Source organism: Streptomyces sp. NPDC060232 (assembly GCF_042726555.1).
Taxonomy (GTDB): Bacteria; Actinomycetota; Actinomycetes; order Streptomycetales; family Streptomycetaceae; genus Streptomyces.
Map to the genome: position 1 here is coordinate 114,192 of NZ_JBHXAG010000023.1, position 12,240 is coordinate 126,431.

A 12,240-nucleotide genomic window follows, 5' to 3' on the forward strand; every position below is an offset into this window, starting at 1 on the left:
GACAAATGCGAAGATGGGTTCTCGGCAGGACAGGGCCCCCACCACAGGGCCGAAGAAGCAAGCGGCCGATTACCAGCCGCCGCCCGGTCACAGAGGACCGGTGCCCGGCGCACATGCATGGAGGACGTGACGTGGCGAACGACGCCAGCACCGTTTTCGACCTAGTGATCCTCGGCGGTGGCAGTGGCGGTTACGCCGCGGCGCTGCGCGCATCCCAGCTGGGTCTGGACGTTGCCCTGATCGAGAAGAACAAGCTCGGCGGCACCTGCCTGCACAACGGCTGCATCCCCACGAAGGCTCTGCTGCACGCGGGTGAGATCGCGGACCAGGCGCGCGAGGCCGCCCAGTTCGGTGTGAAGGCCACCTTCGAGGGCATCGACGTCGCGGGTGTGCAGAAGTACAAGGACGAGGTCATCTCGGGCCTGTACAAGGGCCTGCAGGGCCTGGTCGCCTCCCGCAAGGTGACGTACATCGAGGGTGAGGGCCGCCTTTCCTCGCCGACCTCCGTCGACGTGAACGGCCAGCGCATCCAGGGCCGCCACGTCCTGCTGGCGACCGGCTCCGTGCCGAAGTCGCTGCCGGGCCTGGACATCGACGGCAACCGCATCATCTCCTCGGACCACGCGCTGGTCCTGGACCGCGTGCCCGAGTCCGCGATCGTCCTGGGCGGCGGCGTCATCGGCGTCGAGTTCGCCTCGGCGTGGAAGTCCTTCGGCTCCGACATCACCGTCATCGAGGGCCTCAAGCACCTCGTGCCGGTCGAGGACGAGAACAGCTCCAAGCTGCTGGAGCGCGCCTTCCGCAAGCGCGGCATCAAGTTCAACCTCGGCACCTTCTTCGACAAGGCCGAGTACACGGAGAACGGCGTGCGCGTCACGCTGGCCGACGGCAAGACCTTCGAGGCCGAGGTGCTGCTGGTCGCCGTCGGCCGCGGCCCGGTCTCGCAGGGCCTGGGCTACGAGGAGCAGGGCGTCGCGATGGACCGCGGCTACGTCCTGGTCGACGAGTACATGCAGACCAACGTGCCGACGATCTCGGCCGTGGGCGACCTCGTCCCGACCCTCCAGCTCGCGCACGTCGGCTTCGCCGAGGGCATCCTGGTCGCGGAGCGCCTGGCCGGTCTCAAGGCCGTCCCGATCGACTACGACGGTGTCCCGCGCGTCACCTACTGCCACCCCGAGGTCGCCTCCGTCGGCATCACCGAGGCCAAGGCCAAGGAGATCTACGGTGCGGACAAGGTCGTGGCCCTCAAGTACAACCTGGCGGGCAACGGCAAGAGCAAGATCCTGAAGACCGCGGGCGAGATCAAGCTCGTCCAGGTCAAGGACGGTGCCGTGGTCGGCGTCCACATGGTCGGTGACCGGATGGGCGAGCAGGTCGGCGAGGCCCAGCTGATCTACAACTGGGAGGCCCTGCCGGCCGAGGTCGCGCAGCTCATCCACGCGCACCCGACCCAGAACGAGGCGCTCGGCGAGGCCCACCTGGCCCTGGCCGGCAAGCCGCTTCACTCCCACGACTAGTTCGTCCCGGGCGCGACGACCACTTCCGCACTTTCGTAAGGAGCAACAGAAACCATGTCGGTTTCCGTAACCCTTCCGGCGCTCGGCGAGAGCGTCACTGAGGGCACTGTCACCCGCTGGCTGAAGGCCGAGGGCGAGCGCGTCGAGGCCGACGAGCCGCTGCTCGAGGTCTCGACCGACAAGGTCGACACCGAGATCCCGTCGCCCGTCGCCGGCATCCTGGCCTCCATCAAGGTCGCCGAGGACGAGACCGTCGAGGTCGGCGCCGAGCTGGCCGTCATCGACGACGGCTCCGGCGCCCCTGCGGCCGCCGCGGCTCCGGCCGCCGAGCCGGCCGCCGCCGAGGCCCCCGCCGCTCCGGCTCCGGCCGCCGAGGCCCCGGCCCCTGCCCCGGCCGCCGAAGCCCCCGCCGCCGAGGCCGCTCCGGCGGCCTCCGGCACGGACGTCGTGCTCCCCGCCCTGGGCGAGTCCGTCACCGAGGGCACCGTCACCCGCTGGCTGAAGGCCGTCGGCGAGTCGGTCGAGGCCGACGAGCCGCTGCTGGAGGTCTCCACCGACAAGGTCGACACCGAGATCCCCGCGCCGGTCTCCGGCACGCTGCTGGAGATCCTGGTCGGCGAGGACGAGACCGCCGAGGTCGGCGCCCGTCTGGCCGTCATCGGCGTCGCCGGTGCCGCCCCGGCCGCTGCCGCTCCGGCCGCCGCCCCGGCTCCGGTCGAGGCCGCTCCGGCCCCGGCCGCCGCCCCGGCTCCGGCTCCGGCTCCGGCTCCGGTCCAGCCCGCCCCGGCCGCTGCCGCTCCGGCTCCGGTCCAGCCCGCCGCCCCGGTGGCCGCTCCGGCTCCGGTGACCCCGGCTCCGGCCGCTGCCCCTGCCGCTCCGGCCGCCGCCCCGGCGTCCGCCGGTGACGAGGCCGCGTACGTGACCCCGCTGGTGCGCAAGCTCGCCTCGGAGTCCGGGGTGGACCTGTCCGCGGTCTCGGGCACCGGTGTCGGTGGCCGTATCCGCAAGCAGGACGTCCTGGCCGCCGCCGAGGCCGCCAAGGCCGCTGCCGCCGCCCCGGCGGCTGCGACTGCCGGGGGCGTTGCCGCTCCCGCCGCCAAGGCCCCGGCCGCCGCGGTGTCCGAGCTGCGCGGTCAGACGGTCAAGATGACCCGCATGCGCAAGGTCATCGGCGACAACATGATGAAGGCCCTGCACTCGCAGGCGCAGCTCAGCTCCGTGGTCGAGGTGGACATCACCAAGATCATGAAGCTGCGCGAGAAGGCCAAGGCCGGCTTCCTCGCCCGCGAGGGCGTCAAGCTGTCCCCGATGCCGTTCTTCGTCAAGGCCGCTGCCCAGGCGCTGAAGGCCCACGCGGTCGTCAACGCCCGGATCAACGAGGACGAGGGCACCATCACCTACTTCGACTCGGAGAACATCGGCATCGCCGTCGACTCCGAGAAGGGCCTGATGACCCCGGTCATCAAGGGTGCGGGCGACCTCAACCTGGCGGGCATCTCCAAGGCGACCGCCGACCTGGCCGCCAAGGTCCGCGGCAACAAGATCACGCCGGACGAGCTGTCGGGCGCGACCTTCACCATCAGCAACACCGGTTCGCGCGGTGCGCTGTTCGACACGGTCATCGTGCCGCCGAACCAGGTCGCCATCCTGGGCATCGGCGCCACGGTGAAGCGCCCGGTGGTCATCGAGACCGCCGAGGGCACCAACATCGGCATCCGCGACATGACGTACCTGACCCTGTCCTACGACCACCGCCTGGTGGACGGCGCGGACGCGGCCCGGTACCTCAGCGCGGTCAAGGCGATCCTTGAGGCCGGCGAGTTCGAGGTCGAGCTCGGCCTCTGAGCCGAACGGCTTGTAACCAGCCTCACTGTCGGCGCCCCCGTCCGGGATACTCCCGGGCGGGGGCGTCGCCGTATTGTCTACGCATCAGGCCCCGCCGTGTCCCTGCACACCCACCAGGAGATGAAGCCCCGATGATCACCCCACCCGTCGTGCACTCGCTGCGCGAGCAGATCCGCGAGCACATCGTGGAGGGGATCGTCAGCGGGCGCTGGAAGCCCGGTGAGCGGATCGTGGAGCGGCGCATCGCCGTGGAGCTGGAGGTCAGCCAGACCCCCGTACGGGAGGCCCTGCGCGAGCTGGAGACGCTGCGGCTGATCGAGTCAGCGCCGAACAAGGGCGTGCGCGTACGCAACCTCTCCGCCGCCGACCTGGAGGAGATCTACCCGGTCCGGGCCGGTCTGGAGCAGATCGCCGCCGAGCTGGCGGCGCCGCGGCTGGCGGCCGACTGCTCGGCGCTGGAGCCGCACGTGGCGGCCCTGTGGGAGGCCGACCGCAGCTCGGACGGCACGGCGCAGGTGCGGCACACGGTGGGCTTCCACCGGGAGATGGTGCGGGCCGCCGGGAACAGCGTGCTGCTGCACACCTGGGAGAGCCTGGGCATCGAGGTGTTCACGGCCCTGTCCATCCGCTGGCTGGGGACCGTCCAGAAGTCCTATGCGGAGGAGCACGAGGCGCTCGTCGAGGCGTTCCGCAGTCGGGATCCGGACATCGGCGTACTGGTGAAGCGGCATGTCCTGGGGTGCGCACCCCGCGCCTGAGCGACCGTTTCACCCCTGTTTGACCGGCACGGCGTGCCCGTTTTACTGGCACGCGGTGCCGACTTTTGTCGGATCGACGTTTCTTCGTCACTTTTATTTGATCGATCATCGATCAGGGATTTACAGTCGTCGCGGACCTCAACCAGGTCCATCGACCCTGTCCTGCCCGTCAGGGATTTTCTTCACCACCTCTCCTTTGTCCGGAAGGCGGCGCACAGCGATGTCCGACCCCGTAGGAAAGCTTCCGAGCGAGCTCGACCAGCTCCCGGACCGCGACACCGAGGAGACCGCCGAATGGGCGGCCTCCCTCGACGCCGTCGCCAAGGCCGCCGGTACGCGCCGCGCCGAATACCTGCTCCGCCGCACGCTCCAGCACGCCGAGGCCGCCGGCCTCGCCCTGCCGAAGCTGCTGGAGACGGACTACGTCAACACCATCCCCACCGCCGCGGAGCCCGAGTTCCCGGGTGACGAGGCGATGGAAGCCAGGATCACCGCCTGGAACCGCTGGAACGCGGCCGCCATGGTGACGCGCGGCTCGAAGTACGGCGTCGGCGGCCACATCGCCACCTTCGCCTCCGCCGCATGGCTGTACGAGACCGGCTTCCAGCACTTCTTCCGCGGGAAGGAGGCCGACGGCTCGGGCGACCAGCTCTACATCCAGGGCCACGCCTCCCCCGGCATCTACGCCCGCGCCTTCCTCGACGGCCGGATCTCCGAGCAGCAGCTCGACAACTTCCGCCAGGAGTCCGGCGGCAACGGCCTGCCGTCCTACCCGCACCCGCGGCGCCTGCCGTGGCTGTGGGAGTTCCCCACGGTCTCCATGGGCCTCGGCCCGCTCTCCGCGATCTACCAGGCGCGCTTCAACCGCTACCTGCAGAACCGCAGCATCAAGGACACCGCGAACTCGCACGTCTGGGCCTTCCTCGGCGACGGCGAGATGGACGAGCCCGAGTCGACCGCCGCCCTGGCCCTCGCCTCCCGCGAGCGGCTCGACAACCTGACCTTCGTCATCAACTGCAACCTGCAGCGCCTCGACGGTCCGGTCCGCGCCAACTTCCGCGTCGTGCAGGAGCTGGAGGCCCAGTTCCGCGGCGCCGGCTGGAACGTCATCAAGTCGCTCTGGGGCTCCGCCTGGGACGAGCTGTTCCAGCTCGACACCACGGGCGCACTGGTGCGCCGCCTGCGCGAGGTACCGGACGCGCAGTTCCAGACGTACGCGACCCGCGACGTGGCGTACATCCGCGAGCACTTCTTCGGCGCGGACCCCGCGCTGGTGCAGCTCGCCGGTGTGCTCTCCGACGCGAAGATCGCCGAGTGCTTCCACACCTCGCGCGGCGGCCACGAGCCCCGCAAGGTGTACGCCGCGTACAAGGCCGCCCTGGAGCACAAGGGCGCGCCGACGGTCATCCTGGCGCAGACCGTCAAGGGCTACACGCTGGGTGCCGGGTTCGAGTCGAAGAACGCGAACCACCAGATGAAGAAGCTGACGATCGACGAGTTCAAGGGCATGCGCGACAAGCTCGGACTCCCGATCCCGGACAGCGCCTTCGCCGACGGCCAGGTCCCGTACGGCCACCCGGGCGCGGACAGCCCCGAGGTGCGCTACCTCCACGAGCGCCGCGCGGCCCTCGGCGGCCCGGCCCCGGCCCGCAAGGTCCACCACGTGGCCCTGCCGGCTCCGGCCGACCGCTCCTTCGCCCCGCTGCTCAAGGGCTCCGGCAAGCAGGAGATGGCCACCACCATGGCCTTCGTCCGCCTCGTCAAGGACCTGATGCGGGACAAGGAGACCGGCAAGCGCTGGGTGCCGATCGTCCCCGACGAGGCCCGCACCTTCGGTATGGAGTCCCTCTTCCCGTCGGCCGGCATCTACTCGCCGCTGGGACAGACGTACGAGCCGGTCGACCGCGACCAGCTGATGTACTACAAGGAGGCCAAGGACGGCCAGATCCTCAACGAGGGGATCACCGAGGCCGGCGCCATGGCCGACTTCATCGCCGCCTGCACGTCGTACGCGACGCACGGCGAGCCGATGATCCCGTTCTACATCTTCTACTCGATGTTCGGCTGGCAGCGCACCGCCGACCAGATGTGGCAGCTCGCCGACCAGCTCGGCAAGGGCTTCATCGTCGGCGCCACCGCCGGCCGCACCACGCTGACCGGTGAGGGCCTGCAGCACGCGGACGGCCACTCGCACCTGATCGCGTCCACGAACCCGGCGTCGCTGAACTACGACCCGGCGTTCGCGTACGAGATCGCGGTGATCGTCAAGGACGGCCTGCGCCGGATGTACGGCGAGCAGCCGGAAGACGTCTTCTACTACCTGACGGTCTACAACGAGCCGAAGGTGCAGCCGGCCATGCCCGAGGGCGTGGAGGAGGGCATCCTCAAGGGCCTCTACCGCTTCAACACGGCGGCGGACCTGGCGGAGGCGGCCCCGGCCGCGGACGCCCCGAAGATCCAGCTGATGGCCTCGGGTACGGCGATCCACTGGATCCTTCAGGCGCAGAAGCTGCTCGCCGCCGACTGGAACGTGGCCGCCGACGTCTGGTCCGCCACCTCCTGGGGCGAGCTGCGCCGCGACGCGCTGGAGTGCGACGAGGCGCTGCTGCGCGGCGAGGTGCGCACCCCGTACGTCACCCGCGCGCTGGAAGGCGCGGCCGGCCCGGTCCTCGCCGTCTCCGACTGGATGCGTCAGGTCCCGGACCAGATCAGCCAGTGGGTGGAGCAGGACTACACCTCGCTGGGCACGGACGGCTTCGGCCTGTCCGACACCCGTGAGGGTGCCCGCCGCCACTTCGGCGTCGACGCCCAGTCGATCGTGGTGGCCGCCCTGGCCCAGCTCGCCCGCCGCGGCGAGGTCCCGGCCTCCGCGGTCAAGGAGGCCCGGGAGCGCTACGGCCTGTAGGCCCCGCCAGAACCGCCCGTGAGGCGGCCCGCCCGGGAAGGGGCGGGCCGCCTCACGGCGTTTGCGGGGGCCGGGTCGTGCGGCCGGGTGGGGGCGATCACCGGCCTTTGGCCGTATGAGCGGTGGCGGCGCGGGGGTGCAACCGTGATGCTGGATCCCGTGATGGACGAGACGGAGTTCTGGGAGATCGTCGACCGTACGCGTGAGGCCGCCGACGGCGACGCCGAGGAGCATGCCGAGCTGCTCGTGGAGCGGCTGGTGCAGCTCGATCCGGACTCCGTCCTGGACTTCGCCCGGCACTTCGAGTCCCGGTACAACCGGGCGTACACGTGGGACCTGTGGGGCGCGGCCTGGGTGCTGCTCGACGGGGCGAGCGACGACGCCTTCGACTACTTCCGCTGCTGGCTGATCGGCCAGGGGCGGGAGGTCTTCGAGGGCGGGGTGCACGACCCGGACCATCTAGCCGAGCTGCTGGGCGACTTCGACGAGGAGATCGACGGGGACGGCGAGGAGCTCGGGTACGCGGCCGACGAGGCGTACGAGCAGCTGACCGGAGCGGTGGCCCCGGACCTGGGTATTGCGATGCAGGCGGCGGAGCCGGAGGGCGCTCCGCTGGACTTCGAGAACGAAGCCGTGCTCGCGGAGCGCTTCCCCCGGCTGTGGGACCGGTTCCGCGCCTGACCGGAGCGGCGGGTCAGTAGTGCGTGCCGCCGTCGATGCGGATCTCTGTGCCGGTGATGAAGGCGCCGTCCTCGGAGCCGAGCATGGCGACGACGCCGGCGACGGCCTCGGGACCGGCGAAGCCCTGGCCGATGGCCGGGGCGAGCTTGGCGAAGAGGGACCAGTCGGTGTCCTCGGGCAGGCCGGGGCCGTTGCCGGTGGTCATGCCGCTCTCGATGGAGCCGGGGGCGACGCTGACGAAGCGCAGGCCCTGCTTGCTGTACTCGGCGGCCAGCGCGTGGGTCATGGACTGGATACCGCCCTTGCTGGCCGCGTAGGCGGACATGTAGGGGTGGGCGAAGGACGCCGAGGTGGAGCTGAAGTTCACGACGACCGGCTTCTCGCCCACGAGGAGCGCCGGGAGGGACTCGCGGATCATCAGGAAGGTGCCGGTCAGGTTGACCGCGATGACCTGGTTCCACAGGTCGAGCGTGGTCTGGTGGGTGTGCGCGGAGCGCAGGATGCCCGCCGCGTTGACGAGTACGTCGATCCCGCCGAGGGCGCGGGTAGCGGCGGCGACGCCTTCCCTGGCGGCGTTCTCGTCGGATATGTCGAGGAGCGCGGTGGTGAGCCGGTCCCCGTGGCCCGCCGCGGCGGCGTGTTCGGCGGTGGCCTTGAGGCCGGCCTCGCTGACGTCCACCGCGTGGACCCGGCCGCCCTCGGCGAGGAGGCGGTGGACGGTGGCGCGGCCGATGCCGGAGCCGCCGCCGGTGATGAGGACGCGTCGTCCTTCGTAACGGTTCATGGCGTGAGCGTACCGAAGGTGTGACACGTTTTGTCATGCTGGCAAGCAATGCCTGTTCAGAGGTGGGCGAACGGTTAGGCTTCACCTCGTGAACTCCCCTCGCCCGTACGCCCCCCAGGCCGGCCCCGGAGCCCGGTCGCTGACCGAGCGCCGCAAGGCGGCGACACAGCTCGACATCGCGCGCGCCGCCTGTGACCTGTTCGCCGCGCACGGCCCCGACGCCACCACCGCCGAGGACATCGCCCACCGCGCGGGCGTGGCGCTGCGCACCTTCTACCGCTACTTCCGTAACAAGCAGGAGGCCGTGGCCCCGCTGCTGGCGGGCGGCGGCGACGCCTGGCGCGCGCTGCTCGCGGAGGAGGACCCGGGAACGCCTCTCGCCGAGGCGCTGGAACGCGCCGTCACCCGGTCGCTGAGCGGCCCCCAGGCGGTCGAGGAGGGCCTGGAGGTGACCCGCGGCCTGCTGCGGGCAGCGGCGGACGACCAGGCGTTGCGCGCGGTCTGGTACCGCGTGAACCAGGAGTCCGAGGAGGGCCTGGTGCCGGTGATCGGCAGGCTGGCGGGCCCGGACGCGGAGCTGCGGGAGGTACGGCTGCTGGCCGCCGCGGCCACGGACGCGATCCGCGTGGCGCTGGAGCTGTGGTCGGCGACGGACGCCCCGGTATCGGGGCCCGGCTCCCCCGCCGAGCTCGCGGTGCTGTGCCTGCGGGACCTCACAGGAGCGATGCCCCTGCTGCGCTGAACCAGCGCTGCAGGGGCATCGGCCCGGTCCCACGGCCCTCCGTGGTCAGATGGTTGTCGGGGGCTCAGCGGCCACCACCCCAGCCGCCGCCGCCGTTGCCGCCGCCGTTGCCGCCGCCCCAGTCGCCGTTGCCGCCGCGGCCACCCCAGTCGCCGTTGCCGTTGCCACCGTGGCCGTTGCCCCAGTCACCGTTGCCGCCGCCGCGGCCACCCCAGTCGCCGTTGCCGTTGCCACCGTGGCCGTTGCCCCAGTCGCCGTTGCCGCCGCGACCGTTGCCCCAGTCGTTCCAGTTGCCGTTGCCGCCGCGACCGGAGTCGTTCCAGTTCGCGTCGTGCCGGTTGTTGTGGCGCCAGTCGGAGTGGTTCCAGTTGCTGTCGCGCCAGTGGCCGCGGTCGCCGCCGACGCCGGCGTTGTCCCAGCACCAGCTGGGCCGGTCGCGCCAGTCGCGGTTGCAGCAGTGGTCCCACCGGGCGTCGGAGCGGTGCGAGGGGTACCGGTGGCAGTCGTAGCCGCCGTTCCCGCCGCCGCCACTACCGGTGACGACTGCGGCCGAGGCGGCGACGGGCAGCAGACCGATGGCTATACCTGCGGCTCCGGTCATGGCTGCCGCAACGATCCTACGGCGCATTCTCATGCACCTCCGAACGTGTCTCGCTTATGAGGCCTTTAGGTCATTTCCACCCTTACTCCACCCGCGCGGCCTGTCAAAGCGGAAAGGCCCCCCGCCTCGCTCCGTGGAGCGTGGCGGGGGGCCTCCCATCAGGCGTTTTTAGAGGTCGAAGTACAGCTCGAACTCGTGCGGGTGCGGACGCTGCGCGATCGGGGCGATCTCGTGCGTGCGCTTGTAGTCGATCCAGGTCTCGATCAGGTCGGGGGTGAAGACACCGCCGGCCAGGAGGTACTCGTGGTCCTCCTCCAGGGCCTTGAGGACGTCCTCAAGGCTGGTCGGGACCTGCGGGACGTTCGCGTGCTCGTCCGGGGAGAGCTCGTAGAGGTCCTTGTCGATCGGCTCCATCGGCTCGATCTTGTTCTTGATGCCGTCGAGGCCCGCGAGGAGCAGGGCCGAGAAGGCCAGGTACGGGTTCGAGGACGGGTCCGGCGCGCGGAACTCGACGCGCTTGGCCTTCGGGTTCGAGCCCGTGATCGGGATGCGCATGGCGGCGGAGCGGTTGCGCTGCGAGTACACCATGTTGACCGGCGCCTCGAAGCCCGGCACCAGGCGGTGGTACGAGTTCACCGTCGGGTTGGTGAAGGCGAGCAGCGACGGGGCGTGCTTGAGGATGCCGCCGATGTAGTAGCGGGCGGTGTCCGACAGGCCCGCGTAGCCGGCCTCGTCGTAGAAGAGGGGCTCGCCGCCGGCCCACAGCGACTGGTGGACGTGCATGCCCGAGCCGTTGTCACCGAAGATCGGCTTCGGCATGAAGGTCGCGGTCTTGCCGTTCTTCCAGGCGACGTTCTTCACGATGTACTTGAAGAGCATCAGGTCGTCGGCCGCGGCCAGCAGCGTGTTGAACTTGTAGTTGATCTCGGCCTGGCCGCCGGTGCCGACCTCGTGGTGCTGGCGCTCGACCTGGAGGCCCTGGGCGTCCAGCTCCAGGGAGATCTCGGCGCGCAGGTCCGCGAAGTGGTCGACCGGGGCGACCGGGAAGTAGCCGCCCTTGTAGCGGACCTTGTAGCCGCGGTTGTTCTCCTCGGAGCCGGTGTTCCAGGCGCCGGCCTCGGAGTCGATGTGGTAGAAGCCCTCGTTCGCGGTGGTCGCGAAGCGCACGCTGTCGAAGATGTAGAACTCGGCCTCGGGGCCGAAGAACGCGGTGTCGGCGATGCCGGTGGAGGCGAGGTACGCCTCGGCCTTCTTCGCGATGTTGCGCGGGTCGCGGCTGTAGGCCTCACCCGTGATCGGGTCGTGGATGAAGAAGTTGATGTTCAGCGTCTTGTCGCGACGGAAGGGGTCCAGGCGCGCGGTGGTGATGTCGGCACGCAGCGCCATGTCGGACTCGTGGATCGCCTGGAAGCCGCGGATCGAGGATCCGTCGAAGGCGAGCTCTTCCGCCGGGTCGAATGCCCGCGCCGGGATCGTGAAGTGCTGCATCACACCAGGCAGGTCGCAGAAGCGGACGTCGACGAACTTGACGTCGTTCTCCTCGATGTACTGCTTGACTTCGTCGGCGTTCTGGAACATCCAACTCCTCCTACTCCCGGCCCCGGGGGAGGGACGGGCTTTATAGCTCGTGGTGCGTCAGTGCGGTGCCGCACGCTGACCCGACCATAAGCAGACGGGATTTCCCAAGCATGACCCATTTGTTTCGCACAAGTTAACCAGGGTCCGGCCGGAGTGCCGTGAGGCGCCACCGGTACCGTGGTCGGGTGGACAACAGACAGGCAATCGGATCCTGGCTCTCCGGCCCCAAGGCGGCCGCCGAGGAGATGGGTGTCGACTTCGGCTATCCGGGCCAGCGGCTCGGCCTGCCGCAGGAGGGGCCCGGCTCGGTGGCACGATTCGGGCGCCGGATCGCAGCCGTGGCCCTCGACTGGATCGGCTGCCAGCTCATCGCCTACGGGCTGATCACCGGCGGGAACCTGAGCGCAGCGGGCAACTGGACCCTCGGGCTCTTCGTGGCCCTGACGATCCTCACCGTCGCCACCGTGGGGTCCACACCCGGCAAGCGGGCCCTGGGCCTGCGGGTGATCGCCGAGGACGGCGGCCGGCTCGGTATCGTCCGGGTGGTCGTGCGCACGCTGCTGCTGGCCCTGGTCATCCCGGCGCTGATCTGGGACCGCGACGGCCGCGGCCTCCACGACCGCCTCGCGCGCGCCGTCCAGGTCCGCATCTGACACGTTCGCGCGCAGACCTCAGCGGACACGAGCAGACACAACACACGAGCAGACACAGGGGTGGCCCCCCGCCCGGCCCCGCCGGGGGCCCCCCCGGGGGGCGACCCCACAACCTCCCCGGGCCGGGGCGGGGGCGCCCCGCCGACCGCCGCGCCGCCGCCCCCACACCCAGG

At 70.6% G+C, this 12,240-nt stretch carries 10 protein-coding genes; 7 read left to right on the plus strand and 3 right to left on the minus strand.

The window, feature by feature from the left end; all coding sequences use genetic code 11:
• Positions 1 to 131: 131 nt before the first annotated feature.
• The 5 genes from lpdA to ACFWFZ_RS28225 all read left to right on the plus strand — a co-directional run bounded on the left by lpdA (position 132) and on the right by ACFWFZ_RS28225 (position 7,709).
• Positions 132 to 1,520, plus strand: coding sequence for a dihydrolipoyl dehydrogenase (gene lpdA, locus ACFWFZ_RS28205; protein WP_387125788.1), 1,389 nt, complete (start codon positions 132 to 134; stop codon positions 1,518 to 1,520).
• Positions 1,521 to 1,574: 54 nt separating this feature from the next.
• Positions 1,575 to 3,365, plus strand: a complete 1,791-nt coding sequence (gene sucB / locus ACFWFZ_RS28210) for a 2-oxoglutarate dehydrogenase, E2 component, dihydrolipoamide succinyltransferase (RefSeq protein ID WP_387125789.1) — start codon at positions 1,575 to 1,577, stop codon at positions 3,363 to 3,365.
• A gap of 134 nt (positions 3,366 to 3,499) precedes the next feature.
• Entirely contained in the window at positions 3,500 to 4,123 is a 624-nt protein-coding gene (locus ACFWFZ_RS28215; protein WP_030654838.1) for a GntR family transcriptional regulator, read from the plus strand.
• 220 nt (positions 4,124 to 4,343) lie between these two features.
• Positions 4,344 to 7,028, plus strand: coding sequence for a pyruvate dehydrogenase (acetyl-transferring), homodimeric type (gene aceE / locus ACFWFZ_RS28220; protein WP_387125791.1), 2,685 nt, complete (start codon positions 4,344 to 4,346; stop codon positions 7,026 to 7,028).
• A 162-nt stretch (positions 7,029 to 7,190) separates the two neighbouring features.
• Positions 7,191 to 7,709 (plus strand): DUF4240 domain-containing protein, encoded by a 519-nt coding sequence (locus ACFWFZ_RS28225; protein WP_387125806.1) that lies wholly within the window; start codon positions 7,191 to 7,193, stop codon positions 7,707 to 7,709.
• Positions 7,710 to 7,722: 13 nt separating this feature from the next.
• On the opposite strand, the gene ACFWFZ_RS28230 is transcribed toward ACFWFZ_RS28225, so the two are convergent.
• Positions 7,723 to 8,493, minus strand: a complete 771-nt coding sequence (locus ACFWFZ_RS28230; protein ID WP_387125792.1) for an SDR family NAD(P)-dependent oxidoreductase — start codon at positions 8,491 to 8,493, stop codon at positions 7,723 to 7,725.
• An 88-nt stretch (positions 8,494 to 8,581) separates the two neighbouring features.
• Here ACFWFZ_RS28230 and ACFWFZ_RS28235 point away from each other — a divergent pair, with 88 nt between their 5' ends.
• Complete coding sequence (locus ACFWFZ_RS28235; RefSeq protein ID WP_387125793.1) at positions 8,582 to 9,235, plus strand: TetR family transcriptional regulator; 654 nt, start codon at positions 8,582 to 8,584, stop codon at positions 9,233 to 9,235.
• A 64-nt stretch (positions 9,236 to 9,299) separates the two neighbouring features.
• On the opposite strand, the gene ACFWFZ_RS28240 is transcribed toward ACFWFZ_RS28235, so the two are convergent.
• Entirely contained in the window at positions 9,300 to 9,836 is a 537-nt protein-coding gene (locus tag ACFWFZ_RS28240; protein ID WP_387125794.1) for a hypothetical protein, read from the minus strand.
• 168 nt (positions 9,837 to 10,004) lie between these two features.
• Positions 10,005 to 11,414 (minus strand): type I glutamate--ammonia ligase, encoded by a 1,410-nt coding sequence (gene glnA, locus ACFWFZ_RS28245; RefSeq protein ID WP_030030925.1) that lies wholly within the window; start codon positions 11,412 to 11,414, stop codon positions 10,005 to 10,007.
• Between the two features lie 185 nt (positions 11,415 to 11,599).
• Between glnA and ACFWFZ_RS28250 the strand changes: the two genes are divergently transcribed.
• Entirely contained in the window at positions 11,600 to 12,067 is a 468-nt protein-coding gene (locus ACFWFZ_RS28250) for an RDD family protein (RefSeq protein WP_387125795.1), read from the plus strand.
• The last annotated feature ends 173 nt before the right edge of the window (positions 12,068 to 12,240 follow it).